Origin of the sequence: Staphylococcus sp. HMSC065D05 (assembly GCF_001813195.1) — a bacterium.
GTDB classification, from domain to species: Bacteria; Bacillota; Bacilli; order Staphylococcales; family Staphylococcaceae; genus Staphylococcus; species Staphylococcus epidermidis.
The window spans coordinates 303,414-327,548 of record NZ_KV811746.1 but is presented as its reverse complement, the minus strand read 5'-3'; the positions used below and the strand labels follow the sequence as shown (position 1 = coordinate 327,548).

At 31.9% G+C, this 24,135-nt stretch carries 25 protein-coding genes and 1 other annotated feature; of the genes, 1 reads left to right on the top strand and 24 read right to left on the bottom strand.

Going from position 1 to position 24,135, the window contains the following annotated elements:
- Window positions 1-2: 2 nt before the first annotated feature.
- The 21 genes from hisS to HMPREF2897_RS06450 all read right to left on the bottom strand — a co-directional run bounded on the left by hisS (window position 3) and on the right by HMPREF2897_RS06450 (window position 20,889).
- Window positions 3-1,277, bottom strand: a complete 1,275-nt coding sequence (gene hisS / locus HMPREF2897_RS06550; RefSeq protein ID WP_070592828.1) for a histidine--tRNA ligase — start codon at window positions 1,275-1,277, stop codon at window positions 3-5.
- Between the two features lie 371 nt (window positions 1,278-1,648).
- Complete coding sequence (locus HMPREF2897_RS06545; RefSeq protein WP_002446614.1) at window positions 1,649-2,524, bottom strand: N-acetylmuramoyl-L-alanine amidase family protein; 876 nt, start codon at window positions 2,522-2,524, stop codon at window positions 1,649-1,651.
- Window positions 2,521-2,973 (bottom strand): D-aminoacyl-tRNA deacylase, encoded by a 453-nt coding sequence (gene dtd / locus HMPREF2897_RS06540; RefSeq protein ID WP_002457781.1) that lies wholly within the window; start codon window positions 2,971-2,973, stop codon window positions 2,521-2,523. The genes HMPREF2897_RS06545 and dtd overlap by 4 nt, the downstream gene beginning before the upstream one ends.
- 13 nt (window positions 2,974-2,986) lie before the next feature.
- The gene (locus HMPREF2897_RS06535; RefSeq protein WP_001832683.1) at window positions 2,987-5,176 is read right to left on the bottom strand and encodes a RelA/SpoT family protein; all 2,190 of its coding nucleotides are present in this window, start codon (window positions 5,174-5,176) and stop codon (window positions 2,987-2,989) included.
- 513 nt (window positions 5,177-5,689) lie between these two features.
- Entirely contained in the window at window positions 5,690-6,208 is a 519-nt protein-coding gene (locus HMPREF2897_RS06530; RefSeq protein ID WP_001832698.1) for an adenine phosphoribosyltransferase, read from the bottom strand.
- Window positions 6,209-6,226: 18 nt separating this feature from the next.
- Entirely contained in the window at window positions 6,227-8,500 is a 2,274-nt protein-coding gene (gene recJ, locus HMPREF2897_RS06525) for a single-stranded-DNA-specific exonuclease RecJ (protein ID WP_002446616.1), read from the bottom strand.
- A 235-nt stretch (window positions 8,501-8,735) separates the two neighbouring features.
- A complete protein-coding gene (secDF, locus tag HMPREF2897_RS06520; RefSeq protein WP_070592827.1) occupies window positions 8,736-11,027 on the bottom strand; it encodes a protein translocase subunit SecDF in 2,292 nt (763 codons plus the stop codon).
- A 348-nt stretch (window positions 11,028-11,375) separates the two neighbouring features.
- On the bottom strand, window positions 11,376-11,636 hold the full coding sequence (yajC, locus tag HMPREF2897_RS06515; protein ID WP_001830800.1) for a preprotein translocase subunit YajC: 261 nt from the start codon (window positions 11,634-11,636) through the stop codon (window positions 11,376-11,378).
- Window positions 11,637-11,651: 15 nt separating this feature from the next.
- Window positions 11,652-12,791: a tRNA guanosine(34) transglycosylase Tgt gene (tgt, locus tag HMPREF2897_RS06510; RefSeq protein WP_058702835.1), complete on the bottom strand. Its 1,140-nt coding sequence runs from the start codon at window positions 12,789-12,791 to the stop codon at window positions 11,652-11,654.
- Window positions 12,792-12,811: 20 nt separating this feature from the next.
- Window positions 12,812-13,837, bottom strand: a complete 1,026-nt coding sequence (gene queA, locus HMPREF2897_RS06505) for a tRNA preQ1(34) S-adenosylmethionine ribosyltransferase-isomerase QueA (RefSeq protein ID WP_060545577.1) — start codon at window positions 13,835-13,837, stop codon at window positions 12,812-12,814.
- Window position 13,838: 1 nt separating this feature from the next.
- Window positions 13,839-14,843: a Holliday junction branch migration DNA helicase RuvB gene (gene ruvB / locus HMPREF2897_RS06500; protein WP_002487462.1), complete on the bottom strand. Its 1,005-nt coding sequence runs from the start codon at window positions 14,841-14,843 to the stop codon at window positions 13,839-13,841.
- A 13-nt stretch (window positions 14,844-14,856) separates the two neighbouring features.
- Entirely contained in the window at window positions 14,857-15,459 is a 603-nt protein-coding gene (gene ruvA / locus HMPREF2897_RS06495) for a Holliday junction branch migration protein RuvA (RefSeq protein WP_002457788.1), read from the bottom strand.
- 12 nt (window positions 15,460-15,471) lie between these two features.
- Window positions 15,472-15,927, bottom strand: a complete 456-nt coding sequence (locus HMPREF2897_RS06490) for an ACT domain-containing protein (protein ID WP_070592826.1) — start codon at window positions 15,925-15,927, stop codon at window positions 15,472-15,474.
- Between the two features lie 11 nt (window positions 15,928-15,938).
- The gene (gene obgE / locus HMPREF2897_RS06485) at window positions 15,939-17,231 is read right to left on the bottom strand and encodes a GTPase ObgE (protein ID WP_070592825.1); all 1,293 of its coding nucleotides are present in this window, start codon (window positions 17,229-17,231) and stop codon (window positions 15,939-15,941) included.
- Between the two features lie 145 nt (window positions 17,232-17,376).
- Window positions 17,377-17,661, bottom strand: a complete 285-nt coding sequence (gene rpmA / locus HMPREF2897_RS06480; protein WP_001830822.1) for a 50S ribosomal protein L27 — start codon at window positions 17,659-17,661, stop codon at window positions 17,377-17,379.
- An 11-nt stretch (window positions 17,662-17,672) separates the two neighbouring features.
- Complete coding sequence (locus tag HMPREF2897_RS06475) at window positions 17,673-17,993, bottom strand: ribosomal-processing cysteine protease Prp (protein ID WP_001830797.1); 321 nt, start codon at window positions 17,991-17,993, stop codon at window positions 17,673-17,675.
- 4 nt (window positions 17,994-17,997) lie between these two features.
- The gene (rplU, locus tag HMPREF2897_RS06470) at window positions 17,998-18,306 is read right to left on the bottom strand and encodes a 50S ribosomal protein L21 (protein ID WP_001830820.1); all 309 of its coding nucleotides are present in this window, start codon (window positions 18,304-18,306) and stop codon (window positions 17,998-18,000) included.
- Between the two features lie 12 nt (window positions 18,307-18,318).
- Window positions 18,319-18,395: a sequence feature (ribosomal protein L21 leader region), on the bottom strand.
- A 32-nt stretch (window positions 18,396-18,427) separates the two neighbouring features.
- Window positions 18,428-18,949 (bottom strand): rod shape-determining protein MreD, encoded by a 522-nt coding sequence (gene mreD / locus HMPREF2897_RS06465; RefSeq protein ID WP_002446625.1) that lies wholly within the window; start codon window positions 18,947-18,949, stop codon window positions 18,428-18,430.
- On the bottom strand, window positions 18,949-19,788 hold the full coding sequence (gene mreC, locus HMPREF2897_RS06460; protein WP_002446626.1) for a rod shape-determining protein MreC: 840 nt from the start codon (window positions 19,786-19,788) through the stop codon (window positions 18,949-18,951). The genes mreD and mreC overlap by 1 nt, the downstream gene beginning before the upstream one ends.
- Before the next feature lie 391 nt (window positions 19,789-20,179).
- Entirely contained in the window at window positions 20,180-20,320 is a 141-nt protein-coding gene (locus tag HMPREF2897_RS06455; protein WP_002446627.1) for a hypothetical protein, read from the bottom strand.
- 83 nt (window positions 20,321-20,403) lie between these two features.
- A complete protein-coding gene (locus HMPREF2897_RS06450) occupies window positions 20,404-20,889 on the bottom strand; it encodes a DUF4930 family protein (RefSeq protein WP_002446628.1) in 486 nt (161 codons plus the stop codon).
- 163 nt (window positions 20,890-21,052) lie between these two features.
- On the opposite strand from HMPREF2897_RS06450, the gene HMPREF2897_RS06445 reads away from it, so the two are divergent.
- Window positions 21,053-21,232: a hypothetical protein gene (locus tag HMPREF2897_RS06445; protein WP_002446629.1), complete on the top strand. Its 180-nt coding sequence runs from the start codon at window positions 21,053-21,055 to the stop codon at window positions 21,230-21,232.
- Between the two features lie 63 nt (window positions 21,233-21,295).
- On the opposite strand, the gene radC is transcribed toward HMPREF2897_RS06445, so the two are convergent.
- The 3 genes from radC to HMPREF2897_RS06430 form a co-directional block, all read right to left on the bottom strand.
- Entirely contained in the window at window positions 21,296-21,976 is a 681-nt protein-coding gene (radC, locus tag HMPREF2897_RS06440; protein WP_002446630.1) for a RadC family protein, read from the bottom strand.
- Window positions 21,973-22,683 (bottom strand): prepilin peptidase, encoded by a 711-nt coding sequence (locus HMPREF2897_RS06435; RefSeq protein ID WP_002446631.1) that lies wholly within the window; start codon window positions 22,681-22,683, stop codon window positions 21,973-21,975. The genes radC and HMPREF2897_RS06435 overlap by 4 nt, the downstream gene beginning before the upstream one ends.
- 183 nt (window positions 22,684-22,866) lie before the next feature.
- Window positions 22,867-24,132 (bottom strand): bifunctional folylpolyglutamate synthase/dihydrofolate synthase, encoded by a 1,266-nt coding sequence (locus HMPREF2897_RS06430; RefSeq protein WP_002446632.1) that lies wholly within the window; start codon window positions 24,130-24,132, stop codon window positions 22,867-22,869.
- Window positions 24,133-24,135: the final 3 nt, after the last annotated feature.

Here is a 24,135-nt window from a genome sequence, read left to right as displayed (position 1 = left end):
TTTTAGACTTCCTTTCTATTTTTAAAATAGTTAATTAATTCATCTAATTGCACATTTTCTGTTTCACCTGAAATCATGTTTTTCACACCAATTTCATTATTTTCAAGTTCTTGATCTCCAATTACTACAGTATATTTAGCATTAAGACGATCAGCTTGTTTCATTTGTCCTTTAATTTTTCTGTTTAGATAATCCTTATCTACCCTTATTCCATTTCTTCTTAAATCATTGATTAACTTAACAGCATAACGATCGGCATCTTCTCCCATTGTCACAACAAATAAATCAAAATCTTCCCTTACATCTAATGAAATACCTTCTTCATCAAGTGCCATTAATAATCTTTCAATACTTAGTGCAAATCCAATACCTGTTTCATCTGGACCATCTAATAATTGTAACAATCCATTATATCGACCGCCACCACATAATGTAGTGATAGCACCATCGTATTCTGGATTATCAATCATTAATTCAAAGGCAGTATGAGTATAATAATCTAATCCACGAACTAAGTTAGGATCTTCAACATAAGATATGTTCAAATTATCAAGATGTAATTTAACTTGTTCATAATAAGATTTAGAATCATTATTGAGATAATCTGTGATACAGGGTGCATTTTTTACTGCTTCTTTATCTCTATCGATTTTACAATCTAAAATTCTCATAGGATTAGTGTGTAATCTTGATTGACAATCTGAACAAAATGTATCAATTACAGGTTCAAAATGTTTTACTAATGCTTCGTTATATTCTTTACGTGACTCACTATCTCCAATACTATTGATAACTAACTTTAAGTGTTTTAATCCGAAAGACTCATAAATATGCATAACCATAGCGAGTATTTCAGCATCAATACTAGGGTTTTCCGCTCCTATTGCTTCGACACCAAATTGGTTAAATTGGCGATATCTTCCTTTTTGTTTACGTTCATATCTAAACATAGGACCATTGTAGTAAAGTTTGATAGGTTGATTGGGTTCACCTTGCATTTTATGTTCAATATATGAACGTACAACGGCTGCAGTTCCTTCAGGACGTAACGTTAAACTACGACCTCCTTTATCTTTAAATGTATACATTTCCTTTTGAACAACGTCAGTAGAATCCCCCACGCCTCTTGCAAAAAGTTCAGTACTTTCAAAAATTGGCGTTCTTATTTCTTTATAATTATACAATTCCATTAATGTGTGTAATCGATTTTCAATGTAACGCCATTTAGCAGAATCTTGCGGCAAGATATCTTGGGTACCTCTCGGCATCTTAATCATAAAACTCTCTCCTTTATTATTAAAAAAGATTAAAATAGTCTTTCATTTTCATATGGGTTATAAAAAATTAAAAAGTCCCTTGTATAGTACAAAACTATACAAGGGACGATTCACCGTGTTGCCACCCTATTTGATTATACTTATAAAAGCACAATCCACTCAAAACGCTTAACGTGCGCCATCCGACTTTTAATTAAAAGTACCTCTTCTTGCGTTCAAATTTTTAAATTACTAAGTACAATCTTACAGCCAGGGATTGTATTTCTACGCATTAAATGCTACCTACTTCATTTAAAATTTCAAGAATCATATCGGTTTTATTTATAAAGTTCATCAATAATGATAACGATTTTTAGAATAATTTGCAAGGTCTAGGATGAGAAATATTGTTTTAGACCATCAACAATAGCTTGTTCAACCACCTGTCTATGTAATTGATCATTAATCATAGATTCGTCAGTAGGGTTACTTATATAGCCTAACTCTAACAGTACTGCTGGTATATCTGTCTGTCTCAACACTTGATAATTTTGTTGTCTAGAACCTCGATTTGTCAATAATGCCTTCTTTTGAATTGCAGAATTTAAAGTTTGTGCAAGTGATTCTTGCTTGTCTTTAAACCAATAAACAGTTACTCCATTGGCATTTGAAGAATCAAGCGCATCATTATGTATACTAATAAATGCGTCACCCTTTATATTTCTATCATCCAGGGACACATATTTATCATTGGAACGAGTCATTTTTACATGAGCACCTTCCTTGTTTAATAACTTTTTCAATTCTTTAGCAGTTTTAAGCGTGTAATTTTTTTCGAGACTTTTAGATGGCGTACTACTTGAGGCACCCTGGTCACTTCCACCGTGACCAGGGTCAAGTACAATTGTTTTTCCTTTTAGAGGGTTTGACGAAAGTGATTGATCAGCAGGAATGTTCAAATTCGTGTGCCAACCAGCAACCCAGCCTTTCTCAGTGCCAGCGTGATTTTGAACTTCAATCCATTTCCCTTTTCGATCTATTTTCTTAAAACTTTCGCCTTTATCTATTTTATATATAACAGGATAGGCGGCATTAGGTCCTGTTCTTAACTCAGCATTATCAGTTATAGTAATTTGACCTGTATCTTCATCGCTTAAATTAACAAACATAAAAAGTAAAATTAAAAATATAATAAAAATTGCAATTACTACAAGCGTAAGTCGATTTTTTAGACCATGTTTAGTTAGCCATGAATCTATTTTCTTCATATTATTTTCCCATCCTGCGATTCATAGATCAATGTGACAGGTCCATCGTTATGAATTTCTACATTCATATGTGTTCCAAACTCACCTGTTTTGACAATTAAGCCATAACCTTCTAATTCTTTATTAAATTTTTGATATAAGTCTTTAGCTTGTTCTGGAGCTTTAGAATTTGAGAATCCAGGTCTATTTCCCTTTTTAACATCAGCGTATATAGTAAATTGGGAAACTGAAAGAATTTCTCCTTCGACTTGTTGAATATTTAAATTCAATTTGTCATTTTCATCTTCAAAGAGACGTGCATGAGCAATCTTTCTTGCGATGACTTTTACATCCTCTTCGGTAGAACTTTGACCTACTCCTACAAGTAAACAATACCCTTTATTAATTTGGTTATCAATTGTATCATTCGTAACTCTAGCATTTTTAACTCTTTGTACAATTATCTTCATTTCTTTTGCACCTCTAGTTCCAAACTCTAGATACTGTATAAACGTCACCTAGTTGTTTAATTTTTTCAACGACACGGTACACATCATTGACATTTTTTACCATCACGCTAATATTAATTACAGCATTTTTATCAATGTCTGAACGCCCAGAAACTTTAATCAAGCTTCCAGCAGTAGAATTCACAGCTTGTAATACTTCGTTGAGCAAGCCATTTCTATCATATGCAGTAACCTCTAAATCGACTTGATATTGTTGTGTTGAATCTTTAGATTTTACCCACTCTACCGAAATCAATCGATCTGTTTCATTTTTTATATTTGGACAATCTGTACGATGAACTTTAATCCCATGTCCTTTAGTGATATAACCAACAATATCATCACCTGGTATAGGATTACAACATTTTGATAACTTGATTAAGACGTTTTCTAATCCCTCAACGTATACACCACTGTCTGTGGTAATATCTTTTTTTATAGGTACAGATTTTGTAACTTCCTGCGCCTCATTTAATGCCTTTTGTTTATCTAATATTCTTTGTCGTTCAGTTAATTTATTGACGATTTGTATTGATGTAACACCACCGAATCCAACAGCTGCGTACAAATCTTCATCATTTGCAAAATGATATTTTTCATTAACGACTTCTAAATTTTTCTCAGTTAAAATATCCTCAACACGGAATCCTTGCTCTTTAATCTCCGCTTCTACCATAAATTTACCTTTTTCTATATTAGAAGAACGATCTTGTTTTTTAAAGAAACTTTTGATTTTACTTTTAGCACTAGAAGATTTTACAATTTTCAACCAGTCTCTACTTGGACCGTAAGAGTGTTTACTTGTACGAATCTCTATAATATCACCAGTTTGTAGAACATAATCTATAGGTACGATTTTACCATTAACCTTAGCCCCAATCATTTTATTTCCTACTTCACTGTGTATTGCATAAGCAAAATCAATTGGTACTGCACCATAAGGTAACTCTATAACATCACTAGCTGGTGTAAATGCATATACCTTATCGCTCTGTAAATCATATTTTAAGGATTCCATAAATTCTTGCGCATCTGCAGAAGTATGGTCAGTTTCAGCAAGTTCTTTTAACCAATTAAGCTTATTTTGAAAATCCTGTGTTTTTTGATTAACTGTCTTACCTTCTTTATAAGCCCAATGTGCAGCAACACCATGTTCAGCGATTTCATGCATTTCGTGTGTTCGAATTTGTATTTCTAAAGGGTCGCCATTGGGTCCAACTACAGTGGTATGTAGTGATTGATACATATTTTGTTTAGGCATAGCTATATAATCTTTAAAACGTCCAGGCATTGGTTTCCATAATGTATGAACTAAACCAAGCGTCGCATAACAATCGTTTATCGAATTAACTATAATACGTATAGCAAGCAAATCAAATATTTGATCAAATTGCTTTTTTTGTTTAATCATTTTGCGATATATACTGTAAATATGTTTTGGTCTACCGTTAATTTCGCCCGAAAGATTCATTTTAGTCATTTCGTTTTTAATTTTATTGATTGCATTTGTAATGTAAGCTTCGCGTTCACTACGTTTTTTCTTCATAAGATTAACGATGCGGAAATATTGGACACTGTCAATATATCTCAGCGCTGTATCTTCAAGTTCCCACTTTATCGTGTTGATTCCAAGTCGATGTGCTAGCGGAGCATAGATTTCTAAGGTTTCCTTAGAGATTCTTACCTGCTTCTCTCTTGGCATTGCCTTTAAAGTTCTCATATTATGAAGCCGATCTGCCAACTTCACTAAAATTACACGTACATCTTTAGCAATAGCAATAAATAGTTTACGATGGTTTTCTGCTTGTTGTTCTTCCTTAGAACGATACTTAACCTTTTTAAGTTTAGTTACCCCGTCTACGATTCGTGCAATTTCTTCATTAAACATATCTTTAACATCTTCAAATGTATAAGAAGTATCTTCAATCACATCATGTAGAAATCCAGCGACAATAGTGGGTCCGTCTAAACGCATCTCTGTTAAAATCCCTGCAACTTGAATAGGGTGCATAATATATGGTAAGCCATTTTTTCTAAATTGACCCTTATGTGCCTCATAAGCTATATGATAACTTTTGAGAACATATTCATATTCACTTGTTGATAAATATGATTTAGCTTTATAAAGCACCTCATCCGCGCTATATGGATACTCGTTATTCACTTTAATGACACCCCACTCAATTCATTACTTTCGTTTAGTACTCATGTTGCAAAGATGTTTAACATACCACATGAAAGTACTTATTCATTGTTATTGTATTCATTTTACCATAAATCATTTATAGCTTAAGAAAGTAGAAAGGTTCTACATATATCAAATTATCATGTTCAACTATATAATTGAAACTCATTTATTAATTTTCTAAATAATAGTTTCATGATACTACAATATGACTTACAAATAAATAAATGATGTTAAACTTTAATCACACATTTAAATTTACATTTAAGTTGTCGGTTCCAATTAAAAAATTAAAACACATAATTTTATTTAATATCGATTTAAAACAATGTCCAATTATAAATAGAGATGAATACTTAGCTGATGTTCACAGTAGTTATAAAATAAACTAATATAAAATTGATAATCATTTTAATACATTAAGCTTTTCAAAAAGATTAATGAGCCTGATATTATTTTTTCAGGCTCATAAAAATCTAAATTTTATTATTTTTATTCATCATATGAAATCAAACTCATCACATCATAATCTTTTATTTTATCAATTCCATTCAAATATTTAAGTTCAATAATAAACGCAATACCTACAACTATACCACCTAATTGTTCAACAAGTTTTATTGCAGCTTCAATTGTTCCACCTGTAGCTAGTAAATCATCAGTAATTAAAACTCGTTGTCCAGGTTTAATCGCATCTTTATGCATAGTTAATACGTTAGTTCCATATTCTAAATTATATTCATAACGAATAACTTCTCGAGGTAGTTTTCCTTCTTTACGTACTGGAGCAAAACCAATACCCATTGAGTAAGCAACTGGACACCCTATTATAAAACCTCTGGCTTCAGGACCAACTACTATATCTATATTTTTTTCTTTTGCATATTCAACAATTTGATCCGTAGCATAGCCATAAGCTTCACCATTATCCATTATAGTTGTTATATCCTTAAAGCTTACACCTGCTGAAGGCCAATCTTTTACTTCTGAAACATATTGTTTTAAATCCATTGTTTTTCCTCCTGAAAGCTATGTTAACTTTGATATTATCCATTCTTTTATATTTAAAAAATCATCATAGAGAAGGCGTTCTTCTACTTCCATACGTGCTTGTCTCATTTGGTAAATACGACTATTTTCTATATCTTGTTTATTTGGCGTCGGATTTATCTTAATCAATCCCTTTTCGTCGTAAATAAACTCCAATTCTTTAAAGACTTTAAGCATGAATGTTAATATTTCGGGCTTAATATTTAAGTACTCACAAAGCAGCATACCTTCTTTAATTAAGTCAGTTTCTTTTTTGTTTATTAAAGCTTTGTAACACTTTTTAAAAAGCGACTTGCTAGGGATACCTTCAAAATATATTGACTTATCATGCTGCAGAACTAAATATAGTTGAGAAATTTGTGAATGTTCTAAAGTTTGTTCAATTTCAACCATAGTATTAGGTAAGTCTCTAAACACTATTTTATCATAAGGTCTATCAATAGCCTCACCATAATGATAGTAATGTGAATTGCTTTTTTTGAGTTTCGGATGAATGACATAGGCAACATTTGATTCAGTTTCTTTAAATTGTATATTTTTACGTTTACTACGATAATCCAAAATTTGTAATTGGTCTATAGCAATATCTTTGATGATAAATTGAGGTGTTTGATTACCATTCCATTCATTAATTTGCAATGTTCCTATTATATGAATCGGTTGACCTGCTTCGAGTTCACTTGCTAAATGTCCATGATTCCAAAATAAAGCAGTTAAACCTGAATGACCAAGCGTTAACTTAAGATGTTTATTATCCTGTCCGATTCCTTTTGTTGACTTGACAATTAAATCTCTAACCATAAAAAGAGGACTATTAAAGTCCGTACCAAAAGGCCTTAATTGAAATATATCTTTAATATTTTTAATGTTAATTTCTGTTTCTTCAAGTTGCGCATCCACCTTTATTGAAGGCTCTAATGAAGTGGTAACTGTAAGTTCCTTCATCCACACATTTAGCTCTTTATGTAAACGTTCAATATTATCGATAGGCATCGTCATTCCTGCAGCCATGTGATGACCACCAAACTTATCAATTAACTGTTGATGATCATTTAAAATATCAAACATGGAAACTTGTTCAATCGACCTCGCAGAACCCTTGGCATGATTTTGATTTTTATCAATATTTAAAATTAATGTTGGTAATGCATATGTTTCTACAATTTTAGATGCAACAATACCTAATACACCCTCATGCCAACCCTCTTTGGCAAGTAAAAGAAACAAATGTCCTTGTTTGATTTGTTCCTCTGCTAATATCAATGCTTCATCAGTAATTTTAGATACTATATCTTTACGTTCTTGATTAAAATGTTCAACTTGTTCAGCTAAAAATTCCGCCTCTTCAAATTCATCGGACAATAAAAGTTCAGCAGCTAATGATGCATCTTCTAGTCTACCAACAGCATTTAATCGAGGTCCAATAATAAAACCAATCGTTTCTTCTGTTATTTCATCATTAAAACCCGCTTGATTTAAGATAGCCTTTATGGACGATGGTGTATGACTGTTTAATATCTTTAATCCTTGCTTTACAATATATCTATTCTCATCTGTTAATGATACTAAATCTGCAATCGTACCTATGGCAGCTAATGCTATGAAATGTTGAGGTGGATGCTTTATCAATCCTTGGGCCAATTTATAAGCAACACCCGCACCACATAAATATTTAAAAGGATATTCAAAATTAGGATGCATCGGATGTACAATTGCAAAAGCATCAGGTAAAGTTTCTCCTATTTCATGATGATCTGTCACTATAACATCTACACCTAATTCTTGTATGGTACTTATTTCATGATGTCCTTGTATACCATTATCTACAGTTATTATTAAGGAGATCCCTTCGTCATAAGCATTTTTAAATGCTAATTCATTAGGTCCATATCCTTCTGTAAATCTATTGGGAATATACCACCCCACCTGAGCGCCAAGTATACGTAAAGTAGACACTAGAATTGTAGTAGATGTAACACCATCTGCATCATAGTCACCATATACTAGTATTCGTTCATTTTGATCGATAGCTAATTTAATGCGATCAATCGCTTTTTGCATATCACTTAATAACATATAATCATGACTAATGTTAGTGTCTTTAAATAGATTTTGAATCTCCTGATTATCCACAATATTTTTACTCTCTAATACCTTTTTTACTATGGGTGAAAGTTTAAATTGATCACTACTACTCTCACTTATAAAGGTGTCAGGTTGAGTTATATCCCAATTATATTTTGATTTAATCATTATAATCGTCCTCATTTCCACAGGTCATTATACCGAAATTTTAATGAAATAAAAAGTACTTGCATTTTTTAAAAGAATATAAAGTTACAATTCTTCACAAAACTTTTATCGTTCAGTTTTTTCATTAACTGCTAACTTAATGATTAAACGCTAATACATGAAATCAAGCCAACCAAAGTAGATAATTCACCTTGGTTGGCTTGTAAACTTTTAAAATTATAAAAATGTGAAGAAGTTAAACTAAGATTTTTTCATCGTTAGATTTCTTCTCTTTGTGCACTATTAATTTATTATTTTTTGTCTTTTTAAACTGTCGTTTCTTCAACATGCCCCATAATGGTACAGCAATGAAAATTGATGAGAATACACCAGATAATAATCCAATTAGCAATGCTAAAGAGAAATTAAATATTGTTGGTGCACCTAAAATTAAAATTGAAACTACCACTACAACTACAGTTAACACTGTATTAATAGAACGTGTCATAGTTTGTCTAATAGAGCGGTTGACTATATCATCAATTTGATCAGTATGCGTAATGACTTTAACTTTATGCAGATTTTCTCGAACACGGTCGAAAGTTACGATCGTATCATTGATTGAATAACCAACGATAGTTAATACTGCTGCAATAAACGTTAAATCTACTTCTATTCTAAACAAACTAAAGATTGCAATGATGATAAATACATCATGTAATAATGCAAGTACAGAAGATAGGCCCATACGCCATTCAAATCTTAGTGAAACATAGATAATAATACCTATAGAAGCAAGTATTAATGCAGTTACAGCATTTTTAGCAAGTTCTTGGCCAATGAGAGGTGAAACGGTATTAATTTGTGGATTATCTCCAAATTCAGATTTCACCTTAGCACTTAATTTATTGTCTTCCTCACGTGATAAATCTTTTTTAAACTGAACTGTGGCATTTTTATTTCCACTACCATTAATCTGTATTTGATCTGGTTCTAATCTAGCTGATTTTACAGTTTTCTCAACCTGTGCTTGTGTTATAGCATTTTTAGATTGAATATCTGCTCTTGTTCCGGATGAGAAATCAATACCTAAGTTTAATTTAAATATCGAAATGATAATCAATCCAATAATTACAATTAAAATACTAAGTGAAATAAGTGGCTTAGCTAATTTAACAAAGTTTAACTTTTCATATGATGTTTTTAAATCATGTACATCTTTACCTTCATTAATATCATGTCTATTCTTCTTCTTAACACCAAATAACCAGTATTGTTTTTTAAAGAAGTTTGAAGATACCAGTAATGATAACAACCCTCTTGATAAGAATACTGCGGTTACAAATATCATTAAGATACCTAAGAGTAACATCGTTGCGAAGCCTTTGACTGAACTTTCTCCAAAGAAGAAAAGCACAGCCGCAGCAATGACAGTTGTTAAATTGGAATCAAATATAGTTAAGAATGAACTTTTATTTGCTTTAGAATACGCTTGTTTAAGCGTGCGTCCAATTCTTAGTTCATCTTTAATACGTTCATACATAATGATATTGGCATCGACAGCCATACCTACACCTAAAACTAATGCCGCCAATCCAGGTAGAGTTAATACACCTGATATGAAATTGAATGCGACTAAAGTTAAATAAATATAAGTGGTTAGCGCAATGATTGCAACTAAACCAGGCAAACGATAGAAACCAAGCATAAATAAATAAATTAATGCTATACCTACAATTGATGCAAACATGGTCTTATCTAAAGCATCTTGACCAAATTGTGCACCAACAGAGTTAGAGTAAATTTCTTTTAAATCAACTGGTAATGAGCCGGCATTTAATAACTCAGCTATTTGTTTCGCTTCTTCAACACCTTTTTTACCATTGAAGCCACCTGAAATTTCAACACTACTAGAATTAATAGGTTGGTCTACACTCGCTGCAGATATAAATTTAGGCTTTTTACCTTCTTGTTGCTTTTTAGCTTCTTTCTTGTAACTATCGCCTTTTTCGAAATCTAACCAAACTACCATGACATTGTCACGTTTTTTAGAAATCTTTTCAGTTACTTTCTTAAATTTATCTTTACTTTTTACTTTAAATGTAACTGTTGGTTGATTAGTTTCTTGTTTAAATTCTTGTTTAGCAGAGCCTTGTTTAATGTCTGAACCAGACATTAAAACATGATCTTCAGCATCTCTAATTGTTAAATTAGCTTGTGTCGATAATAATTTACGCGCTTGTGCTTGATCCTTAATACCTGCTAATTGTACACGAATTCGATTAGGATCTTCGATTTGTATTTTCGGTTCTGATACACCTAGAACATTTACACGATTTTCTAATGTTTGAGATGTAGCCTGAAGTACTTTTTTATCAATTTTATCTCCTTTATTTAAAGGATCTACTTGGAAGAGGACTTCAAAACCACCTTGCAAATCTAGACCTAAATTAACATTTTTAACTACATTCTTATACGTCATACCCATTCCAGTGAATAGTAGAGCTACGAGGAGTATGAATGCAATTATTCTACTCGTTTTCTTCACATGAACACCTCATTATTTACTTATGTATCTAGAATACTCGATGAATAAATTATCGTGCAAGTTAAAATGATATTACGTTCACTTTAACGGACTTACTTATATTAACATACTCATAGAAATAGTGAAATTATTGTCTAAAAATGCAACAATTTTATAATATTTTTTCTATTTAAACAATGCTAAAAAACCTGAGACAGAAATTGTCCCAGGCATTCTTAACATTATAATAATCAATACAGAAGTTAAAATGAATTTATTTTATTCATTTAAGACTAAAATACCATTACAGTAGAAAGATAAAATATTCCATAAGCTATTTATCCCCTACATTTAGGTATCAATCTGTATTTATGAAGGGTCTACTTGTTTTATTGCTGGTTTTTCAAAAGTCATTTCTGTTCCATTACTATTTACAGTAATGATTACAGAAGTTTCATCTACAGCTTTAATAGTTCCTTTAATACCACCGATTGTAGTAATCTTTTGACCCGCTTCTACACGGTTAATCATTGCACGATGTTCTTTTGCACGTTTTTGTTGTGGTCTTATTAATAAGAAATACATTACAACCAATAATAAAATTGGTATAATCAATGAAGTTAATTCCATTTTAGTTACTCCTCTTTAAAAGTTTTTAGGGTTTTCTACATTTAATCCATATTGTTCAAAGAATTCATCTTTAAAATCTAAAAGACGGTCTTCTCGAATGGCTTGTCTAATATCTTCCATTAATTTTAGCAGAAAATGTAAATTATGAATAGTAGTAAGACGGATACCAAAAGTCTCTTCCGCTTTAACTAGATGTCTAATATAAGCTCTTGTGTAATGTTGACATGTATAACAGTCACATTGTTCATCAAGTGGTCTTAAATCATCTGCATATTTAGCGTTTTTAACAACTAATCGACCATTTGATGTCATACAAGTACCATTTCTAGCAATTCTAGTAGGCAATACACAATCAAACATATCCATACCCCTAATGCTACATTCAATCAAAGCATCAGGAGAACCTACTCCCATTAAATATCTAGGTTTATCTTTCGGCATAAATTGTTCTGTATGTTCAACCATGTCATACATAACAGGTTTTGGCTCACCTACAGACAGCCCTCCTATTGCATACCCTGGAAAATCAAGATTGACAAGTTCTTTAGCACTTTGTTCTCTTAAGTCTTTGTATTCTCCACCTTGAATAATGCCGAACAGTGCTTGATCTTCAGGGCGTTGATGTGCTTTTAAACATCTGGCTGCCCATCGAGTTGTACGTTCGATTGAATCCTTGACGTACTCATATTCAGCTGGCATTGGTGGACATTCATCAAATGCCATCATAATATCAGAACCTAAATCATTCTGTATTTGCATAGACTTTTCAGGACTCAAAAATAGTTTTGAGCCATTAGTATGATGTCTAAATTCTACACCTTCTTCAGAAATTTTACGCAAATTACTTAAACTAAATACTTGGAAACCACCAGAATCTGTTAAAATTGGACCGTCCCAATTCATGAATTTGTGTAATCCCCCAGCGTGCTTGATAATATCATTTCCTGGTTGTAACCACAAATGATATGTGTTTCCTAATATAATCTTTGCTTCTATGTCTCTTAATTCTTCCGGGCTCATTGTTTTAACTGTTGCTTTTGTCCCAACCGGCATAAACATTGGTGTTTCAAAAGATCCATGCGGTGTATGTACAATTCCTAATCTGGCACCGGATTGTTTACATGTTTTTATATGCTCATATGTCACTGCAGGCATATGTTAAACCTCACATTCTTTTATATAATTAACATTGCATCTCCAAAGCTAAAGAATCGATACTCCATTTCAACAGCTTTATGATAAGCATTTAAAATATATTTTTTACTGCTAAATGCTGAAACTAGCATGACTAACGTTGATTTGGGTAAGTGGAAATTAGTAATTAATCCATCTATCGCTTTAAACTCAAAGCCAGGATAAATAAAGATATCAGTCCATCCACTTGTAGCAACAAATTGAGGATGATCACGACGTATCGTTTCTAATGTACGCGTTGATGTTGTCCCAACTGATATCACACGCTTACCATTTTCTTTTGTTTGATTTAATAAATCAGCCGTTTCTTGTGTCATTTGATAATACTCACTATGCATTTCGTGATCATCGATATTATCAACACTTACGGGTCTAAAGGTTCCTAATCCAACATGTAATGTAATAAAGGCAATATGAACCCCTTTTTGTTCAATTTTATTTAATAAATCATCAGTAAAATGTAAACCTGCTGTTGGTGCAGCTGCTGATCCACTCTCTTTAGCATAAACCGTTTGATACCTATCAGGATCATCTAATCTTTCTTTAATGTATGGAGGTAATGGCATCTCACCTAATTCATCTAAGCGTTCTTGAAGTATACCCTCATAATGTAGACGCATAATACGCCCACCTTGTTCAAGTTCCTCAATACACTCAGCAACGATTTTACCATCTCCAAAATTTAGACGATGACCTTTTTTAATTCTCTTTGCAGGTTTAAGTAAAACTTCCCAATCATTACCTTCAATTTGGGTGAGCATTAGCATTTCAACTTTAGCACCAGTTTCTTCTTTTTGGCCAAATAATCTAGCAGGCATAACACGTGTATCATTAAGAACTAATGTATCACCTGGCTCAAAATAATGGATGACATCTCTAAAATGTAAGTGTGTCATCTCACCAGTATCTTTTCTAAGAACTAACAATCTACTTTGGTCTCTGTTTTTTAGTGGTGTTTGTGCAATGAGAGACTCTGGCAAATGATAATCGAAATCTTCGATATTCAAATTATTTCCTCTTTTCGTTAGTAGTATTAAAGTGTTCAAAGGCTAAAGCAGTTGCTTTTCTCCCACGTGGAGTCCTTTCCAAGAAACCTTTTTGGATTAAGAAAGGTTCATATACATCTTCTATAGTCACTCGTTCTTCACCTATTGAAACTGCAATTGTATCTAATCCAACAGGACCACCGTTGTACTGATTAATAATACAATTCATCATTTTATGGTCGATGTAATCTAAACCTTGTTGATCAACCTGCAATAATTGTAATGCTCGTTTAGTCGTTTCAATATATATCTGATCGTCTTCATTTACTTGTTGGAAGTCTCTTACACGTTTTAGTAACCTATTCGCTATCCTAGGTGTACCTCTAGAGCGACGAGCTAATTCTAAAGCACTTTCCTTATCGATGTCCGTTCCAAGCACCTCTGCAGTTCGCGTGATTATTTCCTTTAAATCATTTTCATTATAGTACTCTAATCTAAGATGCACACCAAAACGATCTCTTAACGGACCCGTCAAACTACCGGCTCTTGTCGTTGCTCCAACTAATGTAAAAGGCGGCAAATCTATTCGAATGCTTCTTGCTTCATCGCCTTTACCAATAATGATATCTAAGAAAAAATCCTCCATAGCAGGGTACAGAACTTCTTCAACAACACTACTTAATCTATGAATTTCATCGATAAATAACACATCACCTGGCTGTAACCCAGATAATATCGCTGCTAAGTCACCTGGTCTTTCTAAAGATGGTCCTGAAATAGTACGAATATTTACATCCATCTCATTAGCAATGATATTTGATAAAGTCGTTTTACCTAGTCCTGGAGGACCAAATAACAAGACATGATCGAGAGGCTCTTGTCTAAGTTTAGCAGCCTTGATAAAGACTTCTAAATTACTTTTTATAGAGGATTGACCTATATACTGCTTTAATTGTGTTGGTCTTAGTGATAATTCCAAGTCAGTATCTTCATTATGAAATTCTTGATCGACCATTCTTTTATCCATTTGACTTCCTCCATTAAGAAACTAGTGTTTGTAGTCCTATTTTAACGGCTTCATCCACACTATTCACATTATGTTTGTTGAGTGATTTTTCTACTTTACTTAATTCTCGTTTAGAATAGCCCAGTGCTTGTAAAGCTAATAGTGCTTCAGATATAATTTGATTTTGCTCATTACCATTAACTTGAGTTTGTAATAAATCGTCACTATTTTCTTCAGTAATTGTAACCTTCCCTTTTAAATCTAACACAATTTGTCTTGCAGTTTTCTTTCCTATCCCAGGAAATTGTGTTAAATAAGCATCATTTTCATTTTCGATAGCTAATTTAACTTCATGTGGTGTACTTGAAGCAAGTATCGCCAAAGCGGATTTAGGTCCTATACCAGTCACTTTTATTAAGCTAAGAAACATTTCTTTTTCCTCTTCATTGATAAAGCCATATAGTAATTGGGCATCTTCTCGTACAATTAGTGAAGTATAAATTTGGACTTCTTTTTCAAGATATTTTTGAAAACGATACGAATTAGGCGTTTGTATTTCATAACCTATGCCACATGTCTCAACTACTACATGTGTAGGGAACAATTGAGATAATGTTCCTTTAATATATGCATACATGTCAGTACTCCTTTACATAGTCATACTTATTAAGTCTACTTTAGTTACATGATTTATCTCTCTTAATGATTCAATGACCTCGTCAATGGATAAATTAGAATTTCCCGCATTCAAAGATAATGTGATTGTCGCTTTATCTTCAATTGGAACACTTTGATGTATTGTCAAAACTGATAATTTAAGTTGCGAGATTGCATTAAGAACTTGGGCTAACATTCCAACAATATCATTTACATATAAAATCAAAGTAAATTCTCTTTGATCTAATATTTTTTCATCTACTGGAAATATTGTCTCTCTGTATTTGTAAAATGCACTTCTAGAGAGATTGAATTGTTTTACAGCATCATAAATGGACAAATTCGAATTATTTTTTAAAGCATCCTTAACTTTTAAAGTTTTGATGACAGATTCTGGTAGTACATCTTCTCTAATTAAATAAAATTTTCGATTGTCTTTATTGTCCAATTTAGACACCCCTATTCGACAAATTCAAATTCTCCACCTAAGATTCTAACAATATCACCATTGCTACAACCTCTCTCTCTTAAAGCATCATCAATACCCATTGACCGCATTTGTCTTGCAAACCTTCTTACAGCTGGATCACTATTGAAATCAGTCATTTTAAACATTCTTTCAATAGCATTGCCACTCACTACATATGCGCCGTCATCATCTCTAGAAATAGTAAATTTATCTGCTGATGGTGTGTGTTTATATAATACACGATTAACACCTAAATTCTCATCTTCTTCAACCGAGAAGTCAACATCTTTAACTTCCTCGAGCTTATCAGCAATTTGATATAATAATTGATCAATATTGTCTCTCGTAATAGTTGAAACAGGAACGACTGTCACATCATTATCTAATTGTTCCTTAAAAAGTGACAAATTCCCTTGTGAATCAGGTAAATCCATTTTATTTGCTACTATAATTTGCGGACGATCTTCTAAGCGTTGTTTATAATTTATTAATTCTTGATTAATAATTTTATAATCATCTAAAGGGTCTCGACCTTCTGACCCACTCATATCAATCATATGGACAATCACTTTAGTTCGTTCAACATGTCTTAAGAATTGATGTCCAAGGCCGACACCATCAGAAGCGCCCTCAATTAATCCTGGTAAATCTGCCATAACAAAACTTCTATGATCAGGCGTTGAAACGACACCTAGATTAGGTTTTATTGTCGTAAAATGATAAGCACCTATCTTAGGTTTCGCTTTAGAAACTATTGAAAGCAATGTGGATTTACCTACACTAGGAAAACCTACTAATCCAACATCTGCTAACAATTTCAACTCTAAAGTTACTTCTAATTCTTCGCCTGGCTCACCATTTTCACTAAAATCAGGTGCAGGATTTCTAGGGGTAGCAAATCTTGAGTTACCACGCCCGCCACGTCCTCCTCTAGCTACAATAGCACGTTGGCCATCTTCAACCAAATCTGCAAGCACTTCTTCACTTTCAACACTTTTAATAATTGTACCTGGTGGTACTTTTAACACTAAGTCTTTCGCATTTTTACCATGCATGTTGCTACTTTGACCATTTTCGCCTTTTTTAGCTTTAAAATGTCTTTGATATCTGAAATCTAATAAAGTTCTCAATCCTTCATCCACCTCAAATATCACAGAAGCACCTTTACCACCGTCGCCACCAGCTGGACCACCAAAAGGTACATATTTTTCTCTTCTATAAGCAGTGATGCCATTACCTCCATCACCAGCTTTTAGAGATATTTTCACTTGATCGACGAACATATATCTCACCTCTTTTACTCCGAAATTTTCATCTTATTAATTATATCACTATACATAATGATATAAAAACTATAGTCAATAAGTATCTTTACCTAAACAAAATAAAACACCAGAAGTATTCACTTCTGGTGTTTACTAGACAAAATTATTCAGCAACTGCGTATACAGAAACTTGCTTTTTGTCGCGACCTTTGCGTTCAAACTTAACAACGCCGTCGATTTTAGCGAATAATGTATCATCGCCACCACGACCTACATTTTCACCAGGGTAGATTTTAGTACCACGTTGGCGATAAAGAATAGAACCACCTGATACATATTGACCATCAGCACGTTTTGCACCTAAACGTTTAGACTCAGAGTCACGTCCGTTTTTTGTAGAACTTACCCCTTTTTTAGATGCGAAGAATTGTAAGTTTAATTTTAACATCGGGATACACCTCACTTATAATTTAATTTGATATTTTCATTATATTCTTCTTCTATCGTTTGTAAAGAAACTAACATTGCTTGAAGAATTAATTGAGCTTCTTTGTTATTCGTATCAACACTTCTTATATGAAAATATCCGCCGTCATCTTCATAGTTGATATCTGGCTTCTCTGATGTTAATCCCATTATAGCATTAACACTTCCAAATAAGACTGCTGATGCTCCTGCACAGACAATATCATGACCATATTCACCATGATTTGCATGACCATCCATGACTACATCTGTGACCTTACCTTCGTCATTAACCGTAATATCAACAGTAATCATACGATTATGCGTTGATTTTATCGATAGTTAATTTAGTATATGGTTGACGATGGCCTTTTTTACGTTTAGAGTCTTTACGACGTTTGTAAGTGAAGACAGTAATTTTTTTACCGCGTCCTTGTTTATTAACTGTCGCAGTTACTGATGCACCTTCAACTGTTGGAGCACCAACTTTAACTGAGTCGCCACCTACAAATAAAACTTTATCAAAAGTGAAAGAGTCACCTTCGTTAGCATTTAATTTTTCAACGTAGATTTCTTGACCTTCTTCTACTTTGATTTGTTTTCCACCTGTTTCAATAATAGCAAACATACTTTGCACCTCCTATATAATAAGTCACGCCATATACAGGTGACAATATGATTGTACTTCAACCTGTATGTGAGCGGTTGTATGTAGCTTGAAACTACTCAACTACTGCATCTTACCATCACTAAGCCTTACTGTCAATTGTGTTTTTTATTTTTTTAGTAAATTTAATAATAATAGGAAATAACATAATTAGTAGTAAAAAATTAATGATGAGAGTTGGAATAAGTCTTAATAATACAAACTCTATTAAATTAAATTCAATGAAACCTATTACTCCATAAATCATAGCCACATATATTTCTAAAAATACTGTGGATAATAAAATGATAAAAAATAATACAGAATAATCACGATAAAAGATCTTAAAAAATTTATCAACTATAACAACTAAAATGATATATCCAAACATATATAGACCATATATACTTCCGAAATATAAATCAGTTACTATTCCGAAGAAGAAAGCTAAAGACATAGCAACGCCAAAACCTCGGTAAACAGTCATGATAAGAATGTACATGATAGTTAAATGTGGTACAAAAATAATATCAATTTTTCCGAAATGCATGGGGATGGTAAGCCCTATAATGGTATCAATATAAAATAGAAGTATTCCTATTAGAAAGTAATAAAAAGTACGCATTAATTATCACTACCTTCATTAGGAATAGTACTAACATCACGTTTAGCAACATATACATGAGTTAAATCTGTCATATCAGCTCCAGTTTTGACCCGTACTTGTTTTGCAAGCCCGTATTGATCATTTTCGACTTTTGTTACTTCACCTATATACAACCCACTAGGTAATTGATCTGCTAATCCACTTGTTACTACTTTATCTCCTTTTTTAACGCTATCTTTGTTATTAATATCACTTATGATCAATTCTTCGTTTTTATTGTCGTATCGATCAATTAAACCAAAAATATTCTTAGTACCGTGGTGAATATTAACAGATAATTTTCCTGCCCGAGTATGAGTGGAAATAAGGTCTACTTGTGATGAAAATTGATTAACTTTGGTTACTCTTCCAACTAATCCTTCTGATGTCATGACGGCCATATTATTTTTTATACCTGCTTTAGAGCCCTTATCTATTAATATCGTATTCATCCATTGATCTGGGTTTCTCGCAATAACTGTAGTAGAAATAGGTTCATATTTTGATAAATCTTTGATATCAAGTTCTTTTTTATATTTCTTATTTTCTGATTCTAACTCTTCATTTTTAGCTTCAAGTTGTTTGATTTTATTTTTATCCTTTTTTGAGCTTCCTTTTTCAAATAAATTACCAATAGATCCAGTAACAAATTGAATTGGATAACTAATAACTCTTTGTCCAAATGATACAGAGTCTCCTACGTATTGTTCAGGTGGAGATTGGGTCTGAGAACGTATCGATAACCCTATTAATGCAATAAAAATAATCATTGCACACAAAACGACAATGAGCTTGTTATTTCTAAAAAACTTAAGCACCCAGAACACCTCTATATGACTAAAATTAGTATCTTTATATATTTTATATTACTCATTCAGTTAAATAAAGCACTAACTTTACGAAATTGATTCTATTATATTATTTGCCACTTTAGAACTAACATTAACTAATCTAATTAATAAAATAGATAGATTAAACGAGCTTTGGAAAACGGCACTAAATCTTGATATAACTAGACTTCAAATAATTTTTCAGTATAATCATTAGCTGTCAGAACATAAAAGTACCTGGAACAAAATTCATCGTCCCAGGCTTAACACAAAGATCAAGATTTTATTTTTATTAAAATGATAAAAATATTTATATCATTCTAAAATGAGCAATTTTACTTACTGTATTACACTTACTGATTCACTTTACTTTGATAAGCTATTCTTTATCTTTCTTATTTGAAGACTTCTCTTTCTTTTCATCCTCACTATAAAGTGTTTCTTCTTTTCTCCAGCGAGCAAAAAGATTTTGCGCTTTTGCTTGTTCATTAGCTTGTTTTTCTTTCGATTGTTCAGCCATTTTGAATCACACCAACCTTTATAAATAATCTATATAAACCCTAACGTATTTAAAACTGGTTTTCAAATGAATCATTCCTATTGTTATTGATAGGCTTCAATTGGCTTCAAATTAATAGGTTGCTTTAATTGATTTAAGTCTTCGTTCATTTCGAATTCAGTATTATAAACTCGGATATAATCATCACCAAATTTATAAATAATAAATTCATCACCTTGTTGACCAGCAAGATATTCGTCATTGAATCCCATACGTTCTAATCCTGAAACAGACATAAATTCTGCCTTATCAATCATATTAAAAACTGTCTTGATTTGACTTGCTGGAACATTATTGATGATATCATTATCTTTTAAAATGTAACTTTTATCGTTACTAGGCTGTGAATAGAGTGTATTATTTTTTTGACTCGCTTTTTGTGTGATATTTTGATGATGATTGTTCATATCATTAAGTGGGTTCCATTCTTGATTTTTGAGAAATGGTGCATGTTGAAGAGCTATATATATAATCAATATTATCGCTATTACTGCAATAATATTTTTTATAACACTAAAGATATACCTCATACGAACCCCCCTTTACAAATCAAATTTAGTATAATTTAAAATATTTTTCATTACATCAGACTATAGCCGTATAGATGATGTATCTATAGACCGATGGCAAATCTGTTAATATAATATATAATACTACATATACAATATAAGTGATTTAAGGAGGTTCAACACAATGAGCATTTTAACGATTATTTTAATTGTTTTGCTAGTCATCCTCTTATTTAAAGTTGGATTATCTATATTACGCTTTTTGATTTCAGCTGGCATTGTTTTGTTATGTATCTATTTAGGTTATCAAGGTGTATTATGGTTATTTGAGCATTTTCAAAACTTTTCAGGTTTTATTCAATAATAAATGATAAGTTAGCTATACAAATTTTTTAATTAAAATTGTTAATGTATTAAGCTAGCTTTTTTATTCATCAAAATACCCCGCTTCGACTAAACTCGTAAATTTATTATCACCAATAATAATATGATCAAGTAAATTTATACCTAATATATCTCCGCACTCTTTAAGTCTATAAGTTGTAGTAATATCCTCTTTCGAAGGTGTTACATCACCTGAAGGATGATTATGTACAACTATTATTGAATTAGAAGACTCTCTTATTGCAATATTAAATACTTCTCTTGGATGAATAATCGAACTATTCAATGTGCCTTTATATACCCAAGCTTGTTTTGTGACTATATTTTTTGAGTTAAGTAAAAGTACAACAAAATGTTCTTGCTCTAAATCTTTCATTGTCGACATCATCAGACTAGCAACATCACTAGGATGTGTAATCTGTACTTTGTCTAAAGTGCTTGTAGAATTAATACGTTCACCTAGTTCAAATGCAGCCTGCAATATTACAGCTTTATAAAGTCCAATGCCCTTTATTTTCAGTAGATCATTGATAGACATTTTTTTTAAATCTCTAATTGTGGATTGTTGCTTCAATAATTCGTTTGCAATGTCTATACTAGAAAATCCTTTTCTACCAGTGTTTAAGAGAATTGCTAAAAGTTCAACATTAGATAGAGTTTTAGCGCCATATGTAATTAAACGCTCTCTAGGTTTTTCATGCAGAGCCATTTCATTTATTCTCAATAAAATTCTCCCCCTAAAAGAAATAAAATGTGACGATAAACTAATGAAGTTACTACGAATGATATGAATATAAATGGTATTAAAGGTAAATATTTAATATCTTTAAAAGAAAAAAATTTTAAAATTATGGCAAAAATCCCCCCAATAATAAACGTAAATACAACAATAAAAAAGAAAAAATTTAACGGAAATATAAGTCCCAATATGTTAAAAAGCAATATGTCTCCATACCCTATAAATTTAGATGCGAATAGATAAATGACATGTGAAATCAAAAATATCATTACAAAATTACCAAAATAGGTTTGGGTTACGAAAACGGATACGATTGTGTAGACAAATAAGAGTCTTAAATCTATATGCATTGAGTGAATATCGTAAAGACACATCGTCAGTAGAAACAGGAAAGTTGTTAAAAATAATATGAAGTGTATATTAAAATGAGTAGGATAAAAGAAGAAAATTGCACTAAACGAAACGAATTCTCCGATTAAATATAACCGTTGTAATGGTTGATTACAACAACGAGATTGTCCACGAAGTTTTAAAAAACTTATAATAGGCAGTAAATCTAAGGGTTTAATGATAGTATGACAAAAATCACAGTGAGACCTTGAATAAAGATATTGAAGTTTTACTATATTTTGATTGCAAAATTGATAAAGAAAACTAAATATAATGCTACAAGTATAGGCAAGTAATAGCATATATCACACTCCTCAATATTTATTATAAACAGTCTTAAATAAAAGTAAATATGAGAGGAATTTTACAATTCATTCGTGAGTATGTCTTTTTTCTATACTTTAATAAACATAAATTATTAAAGAAGATTATAAAAAGAAAGAGTGAAACTTACAGTTTTAACTGCAGTTGTCACTCTTTTGAATTTAATTAAAATTAATTTTTGCTTTTACCTCACTGATGAAGTATAAACTTCCAGTAATAATCAGCCCATCACCTTCGTAATTTTCAATAAAATCAACATAATCATCAATTAAATGTAAATTATCTAATTTCAATTCTTCGGCAATTTCTTCTTTAGCTAATGCTTTTGGAAACTCAAAATCTGCTATATAGAATTTTGAGGCAATATCATTTAATTTGTTAATCATACTATGAATTGGCTTTCCTTTAATGGCAGAAAATAAAATATCAATTTTATCTCTTCCATAATAATGTCTAATTGTGTCTACTAACGCATCAACACTTTCATTATTGTGAGCACCGTCAACAACCATTAATGGTTGTTCTTTTACTTGTTCTATTCTACCTGTCCAGTTCACAGATTCTATACCGTCTATCATTTTATTAAAATCTAGTTCTATAATTTGTCTTTCATTTAATTCAATGAGAGCAGTAATTGCAAGTGCTGCATTTTCCTTTTGATGTTCCCCTAACATATTAAGAATGATAGTTTCTAATTCATAATCTTTATACCGATATGTGAACTCATCATCTTGGGAGACAACGGTAATCTCCCGATCCAATTCGATTGGTTTTGCGTTTTGTTCTAGCGCGTAATCCCTCACATACTTTAAAGCATCGTCATTTTTCACCGCATAAACAATCGGTATATGTGGTTTAATTATAGCTGCCTTGTCTTTTGCGATATCTAAATAAGTTGTACCTAAGATATCTGTATGGTCAAGTCCTATACTTGTGAGTATGGATAGCACAGGTTTAAAAACATTCGTCGAATCATTTTTTATTCCTAAACCTGCTTCAATTACCACAAAATCAACAGGATTTATCTCACCAAAGTAAAGGAACATCATTGTTGTTATAATCTCAAATTCAGTAGCCCCACCTAAATCTGTTTCTATCTCTAAGGCTTCACTAACAGGTTTAACTTGTTCAACTAATTGAACAAGTTCATCGTTCATAATTGGTACACCATTTAAACTGATACGTTCATTGAAACTTTCGATAAATGGTGAGGTAAATGTTCCGACTGAGTATCCGTTCTCAATTAATGCGGTTCTCAAGTATGCAACAGTTGAACCTTTACCATTTGTTCCACCCACATGAATACCTCTTATTTTATGTTGGGGATTATTTAATTGTTCTAGCATCCATTCCATACGTTTGACGCCAGGTTTGATACCAAATTTAGATCTTTCGTGTATCCAATACAAGCTGTCTAGGTAATTCATGAT